At 63.7% G+C, this 15,673-nt stretch carries 21 protein-coding genes; 9 read left to right on the forward strand and 12 right to left on the reverse strand.

The window, feature by feature from the left end; all coding sequences use genetic code 11:
* Positions 1-49 precede the first annotated feature (49 nt).
* From ACKUB9_RS15975 to ACKUB9_RS16005, 7 genes are all read right to left on the reverse strand, one after another.
* A complete protein-coding gene (locus tag ACKUB9_RS15975) occupies positions 50-529 on the reverse strand; it encodes a GAF domain-containing protein (RefSeq protein WP_407523546.1) in 480 nt (159 codons plus the stop codon).
* 340 nt (positions 530-869) lie between these two features.
* A complete protein-coding gene (locus ACKUB9_RS15980) occupies positions 870-1,379 on the reverse strand; it encodes a Ros/MucR family transcriptional regulator (protein ID WP_407523548.1) in 510 nt (169 codons plus the stop codon).
* Positions 1,380-1,561: 182 nt separating this feature from the next.
* Positions 1,562-1,903, reverse strand: a complete 342-nt coding sequence (locus tag ACKUB9_RS15985; RefSeq protein WP_407523550.1) for an ArsR/SmtB family transcription factor — start codon at positions 1,901-1,903, stop codon at positions 1,562-1,564.
* Positions 1,890-2,333, reverse strand: coding sequence for an SRPBCC family protein (locus ACKUB9_RS15990; protein WP_407523553.1), 444 nt, complete (start codon positions 2,331-2,333; stop codon positions 1,890-1,892). Before ACKUB9_RS15990 ends, ACKUB9_RS15985 begins: the two co-directional genes overlap by 14 nt.
* A 423-nt stretch (positions 2,334-2,756) precedes the next feature.
* The gene (locus ACKUB9_RS15995; RefSeq protein ID WP_410823535.1) at positions 2,757-3,044 is read right to left on the reverse strand and encodes a VOC family protein; all 288 of its coding nucleotides are present in this window, start codon (positions 3,042-3,044) and stop codon (positions 2,757-2,759) included.
* Positions 3,045-3,089: 45 nt separating this feature from the next.
* On the reverse strand, positions 3,090-5,954 hold the full coding sequence (locus ACKUB9_RS16000; protein ID WP_407523559.1) for an EAL domain-containing protein: 2,865 nt from the start codon (positions 5,952-5,954) through the stop codon (positions 3,090-3,092).
* Between the two features lie 714 nt (positions 5,955-6,668).
* Entirely contained in the window at positions 6,669-7,898 is a 1,230-nt protein-coding gene (locus tag ACKUB9_RS16005) for an HWE histidine kinase domain-containing protein (protein WP_407523562.1), read from the reverse strand.
* A 276-nt stretch (positions 7,899-8,174) separates the two neighbouring features.
* On the opposite strand from ACKUB9_RS16005, the gene ACKUB9_RS16010 reads away from it, so the two are divergent.
* The 3 genes from ACKUB9_RS16010 to ACKUB9_RS16020 all read left to right on the forward strand — a co-directional run bounded on the left by ACKUB9_RS16010 (position 8,175) and on the right by ACKUB9_RS16020 (position 9,504).
* Positions 8,175-8,597, forward strand: a complete 423-nt coding sequence (locus ACKUB9_RS16010) for a response regulator (RefSeq protein ID WP_410824723.1) — start codon at positions 8,175-8,177, stop codon at positions 8,595-8,597.
* An 8-nt stretch (positions 8,598-8,605) separates the two neighbouring features.
* Positions 8,606-9,121 carry a response regulator gene (locus tag ACKUB9_RS16015; RefSeq protein WP_407523568.1) on the forward strand — a complete coding sequence of 172 codons (516 nt, stop codon included), beginning with the start codon at positions 8,606-8,608 and terminating at the stop codon, positions 9,119-9,121.
* A 251-nt stretch (positions 9,122-9,372) separates the two neighbouring features.
* Positions 9,373-9,504: a hypothetical protein gene (locus tag ACKUB9_RS16020; protein ID WP_407523571.1), complete on the forward strand. Its 132-nt coding sequence runs from the start codon at positions 9,373-9,375 to the stop codon at positions 9,502-9,504.
* Between the two features lie 119 nt (positions 9,505-9,623).
* Here ACKUB9_RS16020 and ACKUB9_RS16025 read toward each other — a convergent pair whose 3' ends face one another.
* From ACKUB9_RS16025 to ACKUB9_RS16035, 3 genes are all read right to left on the reverse strand, one after another.
* Positions 9,624-9,968, reverse strand: a complete 345-nt coding sequence (locus ACKUB9_RS16025) for a DUF1236 domain-containing protein (RefSeq protein ID WP_407523573.1) — start codon at positions 9,966-9,968, stop codon at positions 9,624-9,626.
* Positions 9,969-10,060: 92 nt separating this feature from the next.
* Entirely contained in the window at positions 10,061-10,273 is a 213-nt protein-coding gene (locus ACKUB9_RS16030) for a hypothetical protein (RefSeq protein ID WP_407523577.1), read from the reverse strand.
* A complete protein-coding gene (locus ACKUB9_RS16035) occupies positions 10,270-10,659 on the reverse strand; it encodes a hypothetical protein (RefSeq protein WP_407523579.1) in 390 nt (129 codons plus the stop codon). The genes ACKUB9_RS16030 and ACKUB9_RS16035 overlap by 4 nt, the downstream gene beginning before the upstream one ends.
* A 252-nt stretch (positions 10,660-10,911) precedes the next feature.
* Here ACKUB9_RS16035 and ACKUB9_RS16040 point away from each other — a divergent pair, with 252 nt between their 5' ends.
* From ACKUB9_RS16040 to ACKUB9_RS16065, 6 genes are all read left to right on the forward strand, one after another.
* Positions 10,912-11,427: a phosphate-starvation-inducible PsiE family protein gene (locus ACKUB9_RS16040; RefSeq protein ID WP_407523582.1), complete on the forward strand. Its 516-nt coding sequence runs from the start codon at positions 10,912-10,914 to the stop codon at positions 11,425-11,427.
* Between the two features lie 506 nt (positions 11,428-11,933).
* Positions 11,934-12,707 (forward strand): Crp/Fnr family transcriptional regulator, encoded by a 774-nt coding sequence (locus tag ACKUB9_RS16045; protein WP_407523584.1) that lies wholly within the window; start codon positions 11,934-11,936, stop codon positions 12,705-12,707.
* Positions 12,708-12,853: 146 nt separating this feature from the next.
* Positions 12,854-13,066, forward strand: a complete 213-nt coding sequence (locus ACKUB9_RS16050) for a hypothetical protein (protein WP_407523586.1) — start codon at positions 12,854-12,856, stop codon at positions 13,064-13,066.
* Positions 13,063-13,335, forward strand: coding sequence for a hypothetical protein (locus tag ACKUB9_RS16055; protein WP_407523588.1), 273 nt, complete (start codon positions 13,063-13,065; stop codon positions 13,333-13,335). The genes ACKUB9_RS16050 and ACKUB9_RS16055 overlap by 4 nt, the downstream gene beginning before the upstream one ends.
* Before the next feature lie 69 nt (positions 13,336-13,404).
* Positions 13,405-13,605, forward strand: a complete 201-nt coding sequence (locus ACKUB9_RS16060; RefSeq protein ID WP_407523590.1) for a hypothetical protein — start codon at positions 13,405-13,407, stop codon at positions 13,603-13,605.
* Between the two features lie 166 nt (positions 13,606-13,771).
* The gene (locus ACKUB9_RS16065) at positions 13,772-13,924 is read left to right on the forward strand and encodes a hypothetical protein (RefSeq protein ID WP_407523592.1); all 153 of its coding nucleotides are present in this window, start codon (positions 13,772-13,774) and stop codon (positions 13,922-13,924) included.
* 415 nt (positions 13,925-14,339) lie between these two features.
* Here ACKUB9_RS16065 and ACKUB9_RS16070 read toward each other — a convergent pair whose 3' ends face one another.
* Together ACKUB9_RS16070 and ACKUB9_RS16075 are read right to left on the reverse strand one after the other, a co-directional pair.
* Entirely contained in the window at positions 14,340-14,639 is a 300-nt protein-coding gene (locus ACKUB9_RS16070; protein ID WP_407523594.1) for a hypothetical protein, read from the reverse strand.
* A gap of 137 nt (positions 14,640-14,776) precedes the next feature.
* Positions 14,777-15,670: a YsnF/AvaK domain-containing protein gene (locus ACKUB9_RS16075; protein ID WP_407523596.1), complete on the reverse strand. Its 894-nt coding sequence runs from the start codon at positions 15,668-15,670 to the stop codon at positions 14,777-14,779.
* Positions 15,671-15,673: the final 3 nt, after the last annotated feature.

Consider the following 15,673-nt stretch of genomic DNA (forward strand, 5'->3'; position numbering starts at 1 on the left):
CTCAACCCAGGTGGACCAGAGCCTCCGTTCCTGAGGCCCGCAGCCTGTCTCAAATCATCTGACGACGGACACTGATGACCTCGGCCAGATCACGAAGCTGACGGACCTGCTCGGGCGAGAACGGTCGCGGCTTGGTGTCGATGATGCACAGGGTGCCGAGCCGCAGGCCCGAGGGCAGCGCGAGGGGTGCGCCCGCGTAGAAGCGGACACCAAGCTCGCCGGTCACCAGGGGGTTGTCGCAGAAGCGCGGGTCGCGACGGGTGTCTTCCACGACCAGAACGTCGTCGGACAGGATGGTGTAGTTGCAGAAGGCGATGTCACGCGGCGCACCGTCCGCGTTGAGACCGCACTTCGCCTTGAACCAGAGATCGTGCTCCTCGACGAGCGGGATCAGCGCGATCGGCACGCCGAAGAGCGTCTGGGCGATGCGGCAGATGGTGTCGAAGTGAGCCTCTGGCGGGGTGTTGAGGATCTTGAGGGAACGCAGAGCGCTCAATCTCTCGCTCTCAGACCAGGGTTGGGACAGCACACCACACTCCGTCACGCCGGGCGCATGGTCATCGTGCTCTGGCCCGGCCGAGCGAAGCTGCATAACGAAGGTTAAGCTGTGATGTATCCTCCGCGATCACGCTTGCGGATGGCAGTACCAACGAATTGGATGCGTGGACCGGCATAATTCGGTTGGCTTAGATCGGTGGCGCTGCGGTGCTCTCTTCACAATGAAATCGAAGTTGATGCCAGTCTGTCGCGATCCTTCCTTGGCGACAATCACCGGATCAGAGGCGCATCCGGATGAAATCTGATCGCCGAGCCTGAGGTGAGAGCCTGACGGTCTGACCTCAAGCTGCATGTGCCCAACCGGCGTCGCGCTACGCGGCACTGTCCTTCGTCTTCCGTGTGCGGCGCACCGGCTTTGTGTCTGTGGCCGCAGCCGTTATCGCCGGATCAGGAGTCGCGCTCTTTGGCGCAGATGCCTTCCGGCGTTGCTGACCGAGGCCGATGCTCTTGGCGAGTTCCGAGCGTTGAGCGGCGTAGTTCGCCGCTACCATAGGGTAATCCTGCGGCAGGCCCCACTTCTGCCGGTACTCCTGCGGTGTGAGCCCGCGTGTGGTCAGGTGACGCTTGAGCGACTTGTACTGCCGTCCGTCCTCCAAGCTGATCAGGTAATCAGGCGTGATACTCTTCTTGATCGGCACGGCGGGAGTCAGCTTCACAGGCTCGCTCGCCGGAGGTGCACCAAGGCCGCGCAGCGCGTCGTGAACCAAGTTCAGCAGGGTTGCGAGTTCGCTGATCGGGACGGAGTTCTTCGAGACGTAAGCCGAGACGACACCGGCTGTGAGCGTCGTGAGATCATGTAGGGGGTTTGCGCTCTCGTCCATCGTATGACCCTTCGTTACACGCACTCGCATGTGTAGCGAAGTGCCGGGTTCGTCAACGTTCGCCGCGAAACCACCTGTGTCTGGCCAGATCACAAAAGCGAAACCTTAGGGCCAAAGCTTCTGGCCAGGATCTGATCCGGCCGACAAGGTCCGAGAAGGAGCGAGGCTGTCGTTCTTAGCCACTAGGCGAGCGGTCCATCCTCGACTGCGATGCGGAGGCGATCCAGGGCGTCGTCCCACAGACCAGACACCTCAGCCAGAAAGTCGCGTGCCTCTCGAAGCACCTGCGGCCGATAGGCGTAGCGGCTCTCCCGGCCAGACCGCTCGCTAGCGACTAGCCCGACCTGCTCTAAAACCCGGAGGTGCTTCTTCACGGCCTGCCGCGTCAGACCGGTGTCACCTGCCAGCCCCACAATTGAGTGTGGCTGGCCGCCCGCCAGGGTCGCCAGCAGTGCTAGACGGGTTGGGTCGCCAAGGGCCGAGAAGACCTCAGCCCAACGGTAGGTCGTATCAGACGCTGACATGCGCGACGATGTTCGTGGCTTGAATGCTCCAGCCTTCCTCGTTCCTGCGCATTGCGTTCAGGCGGCCATCGGCTGGTAACGCCTCAAAGCCACTCTCGGTGATCGTCAAGCGCGTGCCGTCTGTGGCAGCTTCAAGGTGGAATTCAACGAGAGTGGTGGGAGCCTCGTCAAGGCCAGCCGCAGGGTCCTGCGGGTGCGGCCATCGAAAGGCGAAGCAATGGGGCGCATCCAAGCGGACGGTTGTGGAAGACCACGGCGTGGCCTCGTGTCCGGGATAAGTCATCCGCCCAGTCGTGGTCTGGCCGACGACGAACGGGCCGTCGAGATCAACGCGGAACCAAACACCGAACTCCCGGTGATCGGTGAGTACTTTCCAGACGCGCTCAATGGGGGCGTTGAGGACGATCGTCTTTATCACGCGTTCCGTCATAGGCAACCCCTGGTTGCCTATCTGCACGGTCCCGGCTTGATGTGCAACCTCCTGGTTGCCTATCCTTGGTGACAGCTTGGGGTGGAAGCTCTGTAAAAACGTGGAAGCCGTCGGTCGAGGCAGAAGTATCTTCCCTCGGACGCTCTGTCGGCACCAGAATGGATTTCTGGCGGGCTCAAATGTCCGCCGAATAAAAAATGTTCTAAGGTTTCGTAACACGCCTTCATTTTCACGCAGTCTCAGTGGATATCCGCCACAAACGAGTATCGACTATACTCATACGAACATGCTCTCTCTCATTACCGCTTCGATGTTGTTACCGTCAGGATCGAGAATGAATGTGGCATAGTATCCAGGAGTATATCCGCCGCCACACAGTCCTGGTGAGCCATTGTCACGTCCTCCGGAATTCAAGCCAGCGAGTTAGAAAGCTTCGACTTCAGTGCGGCTCAGGGCTCGGAACGCAATATGTTGTTTGACGCTATGCGGGTGGAAAACGTCGATCCAGAATATGGGATAGCTCACCCCATAACCGACGCCAGCAAGTTCAGGATCATCCCCGCCGCTCGCAGCGCCGAACGACCTCGTCAGCCGGACCAAAGGATGGAGCCCACTGGAAGCCAAAACGCTGTCGTAGAACTTTGCCGAGGTATGTATGTCGGCAACGCCGATCCCCGTATGGTCGAGACGCCAGTGATTATCTTTCTGCAACAGCGCCACTCCTTGCTTGCCGATATACGTCTAGGTCGTAAGCCCTTATCTATATGTCCGCATCCTGAGATCGTGATCCTGCACCTGACAGCGGATGTTTGTGTGGCAGCCCGCCGCCAGCGCGGCCTCGACAGGCTGGGGACGACCGAGCACGTAGCCTTGCACCTCCACGCATCCTTGCGCCTCGGCGAACGCCAACTGCCCGGGCGTCTCGATCCCCTCGGCCGTGATCACCATGCCGAGGCTGATGCCTAGACCAACGATGGCGCGCACGATCGCGGCCGTCTCAGGGTTGTCGAAGTCCGCCATGAAAGTGCGGTCGATCTTGATCTTGTCGAAGGGAAACCGCCGCAGGTAGCTCAGTGACGAATACCCGGTGCCGAAGTCGTCGAGGGCGAGCCGAACTCCCAGCCCGCGTAGCCCGCGAAGGAGGTCGCGCACCCCATCTCCCTCGTCCAGCAGTACTCCCTCGGTGATCTCCAGTTCCAGCCGCCCAGGCGGCAGCCGCGACGCGCTCAGGGCAGCCTGAACGGTTCGGAGCAGGTTGGCGTGACGCGCCTGCACGGCCGAGATGTTGACCGCGATCCGCACCTGCGACGGGAACCGCTGAGCATCGTGAGTGGCGGCGCGCAGCACCCACTCGCCGAGCGGCACGATCAGCCCAGTCTCCTCAGCCAGAGGAATGAACTCGCCCGGCGACACGAGGCCGCGTACAGGATGCCGCCAGCGCACCAGCGCCTCGTAGGCCACGACCGTACCGCTCGCCGCCTCCACGATCGGCTGGTAGTGCATCTCGAACTCGCCGCGACGGAGAGCCAGCCGTAGGTCGAGTTCAAGGCGGCGGCGCTCCTCGGCCGTCTCGTCCATGGCGGGCTCGAACAGCCGGTAGGTATTGCGGCCCTCGTGCTTGGCCCGGTAGAGCGCCTGATCGGCGCGCTTGAGCAGGGTATCGGTGTCGAGGCCATGCGTCGGGGCGAGAGCAATGCCGACACTCACCCCGACTTCGAGGGGCCGCTCGCCCAGCCAGACGGGCTCACGCATCGCCACAATCAGGCGCTCGGCCAGGGCAGCACACTCCTCCCTGCCCGCTCCATTTATCACGATCACGAACTCGTCCCCGCCGAGCCGCGCGGCCATGTCCTCGACGCGCAGCGCGCTTTGGAACCGCCGGGCGACCTCACGCAGGAGGGCGTCGCCCATGCTGTGCCCGAGCGTGTCATTGATGGACTTGAAGCGGTCGAGGTCGAGGTAGAGCAGCCCGCACTGGCCACCATGATGTCTCACCTCTGCCAGACGCTGCTCCAACCGCTCCCGCAGCAACAGGCGGTTAGGCAGGTCAGTGAGCGCATCGTGGCGCGCCATGTGGGCGATCTGCTGCTCGGCCATCTTGCGTGCGTTGATGTCGAGATGCGTGCCGACCAGCCGAAGGGCTGCGCCGCTCGCGTGGTGAGCCACAACCTTGGCACGCGAGAGTACCCAGGTGTAGTCGCCTCCCCGCGTGCGCAGGCGGTACTCGCACTCGTAGGCAGGCGCGCGGCCCTGTACGTGATCGGCCAGTAGGCGTAGCGCCTTCCCCTTGTCGTCGGGATGGAGCAGGCACTCCCAGGCGCGCATGTGCTCCTCGACCTCACCGGGCGCGTAGCCGAGCATGGTCTGCCACCGGTCCGAGTACCACGTTCGACCAGTGATGAGGTTGCAGTCCCAAAGGCCGTCGCTGCCCGCATCGAGGGCGTGGGCGAGGCGCTCCTCGCTGCTGCGGAGGATCTCCTCGGCGTGCTTGCGCTCGCTGATGTCGAAGTTCAGCCCGACGATCCGCGTTGATCGGCTGCCAGCCGTGTTGATGACCCGACCCGTACCCAGGATCCATCGATCTGGCTCACCCGGACGGGAAACGCGGAACTCCGCCCGGTAGGTGGTGCCGCTCGCCACGGCGCGCCGAGCCTCCTGCCACAAGCCTTGCAGATCGCCCGGATGGAAGATCTCGAAGCATTCCGCCATGCCGATCGTGCGGGCACCGTCCTGCGGCAGGTTGAACAGCCGCAGACTCTCTGGCGAGAGGAGCACTTGCCCGTCCGCCACGTTCCAATCGAACAGCCCGGCGCCCGCGGCTTCTTGGGCTACTTGGAGCAGATCGGTTTTCTCACGCAGATCCTGCTGCGTGCGCACAAGATCGTCGATGTCGAGAGCGGTGCCGAGCCACGCGGTGATCTCGCCGTCCCTGCGGAGCGGCACTGCGGTGAGACGATGCCAGCGGTAGGTGCCGTCGCGGCGGCGCAAGCGGCCCTCGACGGAGCCATGGCCGCCGCTAGAGATCACCTCCTGCCACGCCTGGGCGATCCGGAATGCGTCCTTTGGGTGGTTTGTCGCGATCCGGGCAGCGCGGCTCAGACCGATCGGGCCGAAGTAGTCGTGGAATTGGTGGTTGACGTAGACGGCTTCGCCGTCACCATCCCGCATGATCCAGACCATGTGGGGCAGCATCTCGGCCAAGGCGCGGTAGCGCGCCTCGCTCTCGGCGAGATCTGCCCTGGCCAGCACGCGCTCCGTGATGTCGTCGTGAGTGGCGACCCAGCCGCCCTCCGGCGTTGGCTCGTGGTGGATCTCGTAGACGCGGCCGTCGCGCAGAGTGACAGTGGTCTCGACGACACGGTCAGCGATGTTGATCTGGCGGCGCCACGCCGCGTACTCGTCAGCGGGCATTTCAGGTCCAGTGCCGACCGCGTAGCGCAAGTCGATCACCTCGCGAAAGCTCATGCCGATGCGCAGAGCATTGGGCAGAAGGTCGTACATGGTGGCGAAGCGGTCGTTGAACAGAACCAACCGCTGCTCGCGATCGAAGACGCAGAGCCCCTGCCGGATCTTGGCGAGCGCCAGCTTGGCCGCGACGGCGCCTTCGTGGAGCGGATCCAACGTGTCGTCCGCGCGGTTAACGATTAAGTTGCTTGCGTCTGGCCGTGCTGGCCTGAGGGGCACTCGGCGAACGCTCTTCCTCCTACTCGGACGTGACACGATCCCACCCCATCATCGTTGTGGGCCATCATGCGCGCCGGTTGTTAAAGGCGAGTTGTAGATGCCTGGAGAAGCTCTGACATTTCCGGTTCAATGACGACGACATACAAGAAATTGAACACGCTAGGCAGTTATCGAACGAGCCAAGTATCGTTCTCTTGCTTGCGGCGGCGAGCATATGGCCTCGCCAACTCAGAGGCAGCCATCCGAACAAGTTCGATGGCAGCGGCAGCCGGAATGAGTAACGCCGCTTCGCCCCCGTCCGCGGTGCGCATCCGAACGGCGAGCGTATCGCCGCCATCGATCAGTTCGGCACTGTGAGCCTGCACGGCTGACACGATCTGGAGGGGTGGTGTTGGCTTCATGGGTGTCTCCTCGGACTTCAGGCACTCCGCTCAGACCGCCTGCCGCCCAGGTAACCTACGTTACTTCAACTTTCTTGCGCGCGACTTAATTGCGCATCTTGCCTTCGCTCGGCGAGCACAGATGTTCTGACGCGACATTGTGGTCGCAAGCCACGTCAACGAAGTCAGCAGGACCGCTGATCAAGGGTGCCCAAGGCAGAGGGCGACTTCCGATCGCGGATGTGAGGCTGAACCATAACTCAGAGCGCCGTCAGGCGACCTCCAGAGGGATGTCGAGCACGCAGATCACACCCGCAGGCTCAAAACTGATCTCCACCTCGCCTCCGAGTTCGCTGGCCAAGCCTCGCTCGATCATGCGCGAGCCGAACCCCTTGCGTGTCGGAGCCTGGACCGGTGGCCCCCCCTGCTCCTCCCAACGCAGAGCCAGCCGAAGTCGGGCGGCAGGTGGCCTACCACCCTCGTCGATGACCCGCCACGTCACCGTCACCGTACCAGTCGCATTCGATAAGGCGCCGTACTTGATCGCGTTGGTAGCCAACTCATGCAGCACCATCGCGAGCGCCAAAGCGATGCGCGGCGAGATCCGGATCGGGTTGCCCTGCCAGCGGCAGCGCTGGCCGTCGCCGCCATGCAGGCGCAATGCATCGGCGACAATCTGCGAGAGGTCTGCCCCATCCCAACTTTCTGCCGTCAGCACGTCGTGCGCCTTGGACAGAGCGATCAGCCGGGCCGTGATCGCCTCACGCGCCTCGTTCAGCGACCCTGCCGTGCGCAGCGTCTGGGTGGTGAACGCCTGGACCGTTGCGAGCGTGTTCTTCACGCGGTGGTTCAACTCGTTGACGAGAAGTTGCTGATGCTCGGTGGCCCGCTTCTCGACCGTGCGGTCGCGCAGGATCTTGAGGAAGCCGATCAGCCCGCCGTCGTCGTCGCGCAACGGCATCATCAGCCCGTTGGCCCAGAAGCGGGTCCCGTCTTTCTTCAGGTGCCAGCGGTCGTCCTCGGCCCGCCCCTCGGTGACGGCCAGTCGCATCTCGGTCTCGGCGATAGCGGCGCGATCGTCCTCGGGCGTGAAGATCAGGTTGGCTGGGTGTCCCACCGCCTCCTCCTCGCTCCAGCCCATCAGGTGCTGGGCGCCCGCGTTCCAGCCGGTGATGCGGCCTGCCAGATCCGTGGTGAAGATGGCGTAGTCCTTCGCACTCTCGACGGCGAGGCGGTAGCGCGCCTCGCTGGCCGCCAGGGCTCCCCGGCTGGCGATGAGTTCAACGTTGGCCTGCTCCAACTCGGCGACGCGCGCTTGGGCAAGTACGAGAGCGGCCCGTGCGTCGGCGAGTTCGCGCTCGTGCTCGGCGCGGGCGGCGGGGACGTCATCAGCGGTGCGGCGAACCGCCTCGTCGAGAGAGCGGCGCAGCCGGGCGATCTCAGCCTCAAGCTCCGCCTCACGATCGTGGGGCGGAGGCTCCGACACATCCGGCTCTTTCACTCTACTCTCCACACCGCGCTTGTCAGGCGGACCTAATTTGGCGGTCGGGAGATGAACCGGCACCACGTCCGCAATGCGGCACCTTGTCGGGATTCCCCAGCGACATTGCACCACAAGCGCGTCCGATCTCAGCCCCGTGGAAGCCCCGGCCGCTGTAGCCAGACCCTCACCCATGAGCCTGACCATTGCCCCGCCACAGGTTGGCTCTATCCACGGCTTCACACGTGCGGACGTGCATCCGCACGACCTGTCCGGCGTTAGGGAGCGACACGCACGTTGACCGAGCACAGAAGCACCATGACCGCCGCGGCTGCGGACGATCCACCCCTCTCCGCAAGGCGGGCGCGGACCATCCTCGTGGTCGAGGACGACGTCAGCATTCGCTACCGGATCTGCGATGCCCTGCGTTACGCCGACTACAAGGTGATCGAGGCAGCGACGAGCGCCGAGGCCATCAAGATCCTCAAGACGGTCAGCGTCGACCTCTTGTTCATCGACCTGCACCTGCCCCACCCGAACGAGGGGTTCCGGGTGGCGGCCCTCGCGAAACGCCGCCAGCCCGACATCAAGGTTCTCATGACTTCGCCCCGGCTGCATGCGACGGATGCGGCCATCGCCGAACGGTTCGGCACCTACATCCGCAAACCTTACCTCATCTCGCGCGTCCTCGCGCTCGTGGGCGAGGCGCTCGTGGACTGAGGAGCGAGGTGGGTGCCTCGTTCAGGAACAAAGATCCGACCTTTGCCGTTGGCAGGTGCATGAGCACGCTGCCGCCCAACGTCCTGCCTCTCTCGGGTGCTCCGCCCGGACACACCATCCTGGTGGTCGAGGATGAGGTGATGGTGCGCCTCGTGATCGCCGAGTACCTGCGCGAGTGCGGCTACAGGGTGCACGAGGCGGCCCATGCGGACGAAGCCGTGACGGCGCTGACCACACCCGGTGTGACGGTGGATCTCGTCTTCTCCGACATCGAGATGCCGGGCGGATCAATGGACGGCTTTGCCCTGGCGCGCTGGATCCGGGAGAACCATCCCGGCGTGAAGGTGGTGCTCACCTCGGGCGCGGCTCGTTCGGCTCGGGTCGCGGCCGACCTGTGCGAGTGTGGTCCTCTGATGCGCAAGCCCTACGAGGTGAAGGAGGTGATCGCCCGCATCCGGCGGCTGCTGGCCGCAGCCGACCGAAAGGTCGATGACGTGCTGAGAGCCATCACCGCGGCGTCATAGACTTGGGCGACAGCGAGGCTCCGGGAACACTCCAGCCTCGTGCGGCATTTCGTGCTCTCGGGCTCGCCCACGAGGTCTTCGACGTTGAATGGGCATTCCCCGATCCTGATGACCGCGACACAACGGGTTGGCGTTGGCGACTGGATCTCGACCTGCCCGTGAGATCTTCCACTTCAACGACCATCTTCGGAGTGGAACCGGCGAGCCCGTGATCCGTTTTCAGGCTGAATTTCGGCTTTCGGAGCATGAGTATGCAGCAGCTTGATCAGCAAGCGGCAGATACCGCTTTGCCTTCACCATCTGCCGGTACAGCGTTCGTCGGTTTTGTCGCATCCACCGCCAGCTTGATCTTTACGATGCTTGTGCTCGGTGGCATTGCTTAGCGGTGACCGCTTCTGTTACCAGTTCCTCCAGGAATAAAATTTCCCAGAGCCGCACAAGCGGCGACGCTTCCTGTTCGGCGCGCTACTGATCATCTATCCACTTCCTACAAGGATGGCCATCAGTCGATGGATGTCACCACGCGTCGTGAACGTGCGTCAACGATGTAAGTGCCGGTATCGGACAGAAAATAGCCGCAGTCCCGCAGGTGGGGACTCCGGCTGACAACGGTGTAAGGCAGCGGATCAAGCACGACGTCTTCCGGAACCGTGGCTCCGGCTGGTAGTAGTAATTTCATCAATATCAAGTTCGATCGGTGCTGGTGTGCATATTGTTTGATGAGCGTGCGTTGCTCAAGCGTAACATCTAACGTGCCGGTCTTGCTCGGATCGGGATCAGAGGCCACTTGAGCCACACAAGTGGTGCTCACGATGAGCGAGATCGCCATGGCGAACGGAATACGCATCTTACACCACGCAATTGCAACACCTCTAAGAAAATCATCCTAGAGTAGAAATGTTCCGCCAGGAAGGGTCACGCCTTGCCCGCATGCTGCGGCTACGGCTCTCCCTGAAGCTGGCGCAGGCGCGCGCTCATGACACCGAGGTGCGCCTCGAACCCCGCGAGCAGCATCTCGGCCTCCGATGGATCATCGCCGCGGGCCACCGAGAGCGTGATCAGCGTCCGCTGCCGCTCGCACACAGCCGCCAGATCGGCGACCTGCTCGAACACGAGAGTGAGGGCTTCGCAGTACCCGGTGGTGTCGCTCACCCCTTCCGCTCCACTTCGAACTCGGCTCGGCACTGCTGGATGCGAGCTTGGCGCAGGGTGGCCAGGACGCGGTCGAGGTCGGCCCACAGGCGCTCCACGTCGGGATCCTCCTGTCCGCCTGGGGCGCGCGGTGCGATAGGCTGCGCGGAGACGTGCGGCTCCTCACTCCTCCGAGGAGACATGTCGCGCAGCAGCCAGTACTGGTATCTCAGCATGGACAGGACGCTGATCTCGTCGAGAAGCTGATCCTGCACCGGGCCCGGATCGCCGCCCTCCCGGCACAGGTCATCGACCTCGGCGGCCAGGACGTTGGTGCGCCTCTCGGCCTCCCTGATCCGGCGGTCAAGTTCGTGCATAACGGCGTCGAGGTCCTGATCGAGGATCATTCCTGCATCCGTGATGCGCTGACCGACACGGTCACGAAACCCCTTCTCTGGGCGGCCAAATCCATCTGTGACAGACCGTAGCGGTTTCAGGTTGGGGCTGCAACTTAGGGCTGAGAGGTCCCGATTGGTGCCACGCGCGATCCCCATCTCGCTCCGTTGCAAGGAAGCGTGCGCCGTGGACGGGTGAAGAGTTGGACAGGTGCCACCCGATCCGGTCACATCCAGGGATGGGGGATCGGGGGAGGACGCCCGGTGTCTGACAGCGCTCAGGGGGGCGGACGGCTCACGCGAGCCTCGGCCTTCATCTTCCTGCACACCGAGCACGCGATCTACGCCGCTCTGGGCCTGCTCCTGGCCTTCACAGCGGTGCTGGCACTCGTCGATGCGACGGGCCTGACTTGGCACGCCGTGACGGCCTTCGGCGGCGCGCAACAGCTTCTCGAAGTCGTCGACCGCCTGCTGTTCCTGCTGATGCTGGTCGAGATCCTGCACACGGTGCGGGTCTCGATGCGCTCGGGCAGGCTGACCTGCGAGCCGTTCCTGATCGTCGGGCTGATCGCCTCGATCCGGCGCGTCCTGGTGATCACGCTGCAATCCTCGGAGATCACCCACACCACGGACTGGACGCCGCAAAAGGAAGCCCTTTTCCGGGCTTCGATGATCGAGCTTGGCGTCCTGGCCTTGCTGATCCTGACGATGGTGATCTCCATCTTCTTGCTTCGCCGCACCAGAGATGAGGGCACGCTCGCAGATGCAGAAGAGCACTGATCATCCTGGGCTTCTCGGCCGTCTCCTACCCTTGACCATGCACCTGATCGGTGCCGATCATCGCCAAACGAAGAAGTATGGCAAGCGCGTCGGTAGGGGCCGCTACCACGCCGTGGCTCGGGTCGACGTCGAGCAGCATGTCTGCCCCGTTTCGCCTCATCGTAGATCAATCGCGACCGAATATAAAGTGCGTGAGTCTGTGACACCGCATATAAATGGACACAATTGGATTATGCATCAGGCTGACTGCGACCCGCGGTAGACGCAGAGCTTGGAGTCTTCGGTCCTGTTGGAGTCGCACGATTACCGCTGGGGGTCAGTTCTAAGCCTCTGTAGCAGGGGAGCGATACTCAAGAAATCCTATTTACGTGCTGATGTAGTGCCGTTACAGTTTACAACCAACAGATGCGTACATCGTGGAGGTGCTCGTGCGAGGCTTGGCCGTCACACTCGATACCGCGCACCCGCCCCTCGTGGTGGGCTGGTAACGCCGATCGGGCATGCCGATGCCAAGTCCTCTCCTCCGTAAGCTCGCCAGCCGGTTTTCCCTCTCGCAGGATGAGCAAGACGCACTCATCCGGGCCAGAACCCGGGTGCAGCCGGTTCCGGCGCATCAAGACCTGCTGGTGGAGGACACGGTTCCCAACCACGTCGCCATCATCGAACGCGGCTTCGCCTGCCGGTACAGGATCCTGCCGGACGGCCAGCGCTCGATCTTCGCCTATCTCATCCCGGGCGACCTGTGCGGCCTGCACGCCTCGGTTCTCGGCCGTCTGGACTACTCGGTGGCGACGCTCACCGCCTGCGAGGTGTCAACGATCCCGCTCCAGACCCTCGATGTCCTTGCAATAGAGTATCCTGCCATTGAGCGGGTGCTGCGCCGGATGAAGCTGGTCGACGAGGCAGTGCTGCGCGAGTGGCTCATCGGCGTAGGCCGTCGCTCGACCGACAAGCACATGGCGCATCTGTTCTGCGAGTTGCTGGTTCGGCTGCGGATCGTCGGCCTTGCGGTCGGGAGCAGCTACGAGCTTCCCTTGACGCAAGCGGATCTGGCGGACGCGGTGGGCGTGTCGGCCGTGCACGTCAACCGCGTCCTTCAGGCGCTTCGCCGTGACGGCCTGATCAGACTGCAAGGAAAGCGGCTGATCATCCATGACGTGGATCGGCTTCAGAAATTTGCGAACTTCCATTCCGGCTACCTGCATCTGCCCGGACAGCACATCAACTTCGATCCGACAAGGAGTTCAGTGCGGCTTGCTGACGGAATGAGTGCCGGTTGAGCGGGCCAGCAGAGTTCCTGCTGACCATGCAGGCAACCTCCACCGAGCTATTGACGCTGCGCTGTCGTGACCCGTCCAGCGGAGGTGTCTGGGCGAGCAGCAGGTGTGCTACGTGCCAGCAAGACAAGTCCAGATGGAGATCGGACATGAGGAACACGCCGGACGAGGAGATCAACCTGCTCGACCACCTTGTCATCGAGGGTGAGGCACGCCGCATCGTGCAAGCGCAACTCGTCGAGTACCTGCGCGGGGATGGTCACAGTGCTCACGCCGCCCGACGCCTGCTGCATGACATCGACGACGTGCTGGCGACCATGCAGCGGTATCGCGCCGATCTACGCGCCTCACGACGCTCATGAGCGTGAGGGCAGGGGCACCCGACCCAGCCCAGATCGAAGACCGGGAGAGCAGCCTCGTCATCCTGGCCCGGCTGATCGACGACGGCGAGGCGTATCGGCTTGCCCGCATCCACGATCTCGCGCGCCTGACCGCGGCAGGGCAGGACACGGCGCGAGCCGAGCAGGCCCTGCACGAACTTGATGCGCTGCTGGCGGCGATGCAAGCCCACCGCGATCAGCTTCAGGCTACGAACGAGATGGATCGTCCGCACGAAGTGAGTGCACCCTGAGGCTTGGAACTCACCCTCTTCAGCCGATGTTGGACGAGGCAGATTGCCACCCTGCATGATGAGGCCGCCATGGGTGACTCCGGTCTGATCTACTGGCTCGCGTTCACGACCTTCGCGCTCGTCTTTGCCGTCCTGATCTACCAGCGGATCCGAGTGCACCGGGCCAAGCAGACGGGCGAGCGCTCGACCTTCACGGATACGCACGGGGGCGAACCCCGGCCTCAGCACGGCATCGGCCACACGCAGAAGGAAGCGCAGGAGCGCTCCTGAGATAGGCGCTGCTCGCCGAGGGTCGGTCTGGTCCGTGCGGACTGGCGAGGAACGGGCGAGCGCGGCATCCTGGAACGAAAATCTGGGATGACCGCCGATGTGCCCGCGCCCGCCAGCCTTTCTCGGACTTGAGTGGCTGGAGGTGGCGTGGACAGCAACACGCAACTTGGGCTTCACCGAATTGGCGAGCCTGCCGGACGAGCACTGGCAACGGGTCCTGGCCAGCGTCGAGACCCGCATGCGCCTGAAACACGTCGATCTGCCCGGGGACTGGCGCGAGCGCCTCGCTTGGCAAGTCGGTCGGCGCCCGCGCGCGTGAGCGGCTGGCCATGCCGACCCGTCTCGGCTTCGTCGCGCGATTGCCCGCCAACGCTCCGGGCGTCAGTGCAGGCTGATGCTGTAGGCGTGCTCGATCACCACGCTGTAGGTCTCCGCCACCTGGAGCGCCACCTTCCGCTCCAGACCGAAGACAAGCGGTCGGTCACCGCGAAACAGGGTGTACCGCCGTCAGGCTTGACCGTGATGCGCACAGGCTCGGACATGAGCGCCTCCGTCAGGGCTGGCTCGTGTAGCGGCCAGCCTTCTGCTACTTCAACTAGGGCACGGAGCAGGGTTCAAGCAGGTGCGGCAGAGCCAAGCCTTGCGACTGCGAGCCCGCAGCATCGGCAGATCTGGTAATTACACTCGGTCGTGCAGGCCCTGCGTGGCTGACACATGCGGTGTGATTCGCTCAATCAAGATGAGGCTATTCTTCGATTGTCATGCACCAAGGTGAGTTTCGGTCGCTTTGGCCGTGAGGATAAATGTACTTCGCTCAGTCCGGAATTCTCGGCCGCGATCTGTATGCGATAGCCAAGGTGTTGGGCAACGACCCGCGCTTGATCAACGTTCGCGGCCGAGATCAGACAGGTGAACGCCTGATCCCCCCGCGCGATCCGTGCGACCAGCAGGCCGATCTCTACGCCTTCATTGAACTCCTCGGTCCGGCGCGGAAAGCGAAGGCGTAGCCCCTCCTCAACCTCGATCTGGCGCATCTCTCAGCATCCTGTCGCTCGCACCATCTCGCCGACAGGACGGTTAACGACAAGCAAACGCCCCGCCCGTTCGGGCGGAGCGTCGACGTATCGTGCGGGAATGTTGCCAATTGTCAGCACCCGCAGGAGGGATCACCTCAGCGGCGCTGGTTCGGTTTGGTCGTGCCTGCGGTGCCGGTACGAGTGACCTGCCCGCGCTCGTCCTCGACCTCGACCTCGGTCCGGCGCACCTTGTCCGACACCGTCTCGGTGTGCTGCTCGACCTCCTTGCGCAGGCCGATTTCTTCCTTCACCCGCACATCCTTCGAGACCACCGCCTCCTCGGCCCGCTCGGTCGCCTCGATGGTGCGCTCCGCAAACAGCCGCTCGTCCGCCGCTGTCGGAGCGCGGTCGACTGGACGGCGCTCGACGTGGACGTGCTCGTCGCGCAGCGCCACCTGCTCTTGGACAGGCGTCTCGACAACGTAGGAGCGCACCCGCACACGCCCAGCCTCGGCCACGCGCTTGCCGACCCGCAGTTGCTCCTCGGCGACCGGGATGGTCTCGTCACGGCCCACGGTCGTACCGGCCGCCGCACCAATCCCCGCCTGCGTGGTGGTCTGTGTGCCTGTCGTGGCCGCACCCGTGGCCGTGCTGGTGCCGGTCGAGGTCGCTGCGTAGCCGGTCCAGCCCTCCTTGCGCCACGCCGCCTCGCGCTCGTCCATGTGCACCGCACCGGAGGCGTCCAGCAACTCGATGATCCGTGCCGACTGGCTCTGGTCGGCGGTGACGATCACCAGGGTGCCGCCACGGCTCATGCCTTCGGCATACGAGTAGCGATCCTCGTCGGGCATGAAGATGTCCTTCAGCGACGCCCAGAACCCGCCCTCGTCCCGGCGGTAGTCGTAGGACGTGGTGCTGGACGCCGTGTACCCGCTCTGCGCCTCAGGCGAGAGACGGATGGTCTCCCGCGGCACACCAGCCTGCACCAGCTTGTCGAGGGCGGTCTGGGCCTCGTTGCGGGTGTCGAACATCGCCGTGATCGTCTGCATGAA

Origin of the sequence: Methylobacterium oryzisoli (genome assembly GCF_046557895.1) — a bacterium.
Taxonomy (GTDB): Bacteria; Pseudomonadota; Alphaproteobacteria; order Rhizobiales; family Beijerinckiaceae; genus Methylobacterium; species Methylobacterium oryzisoli.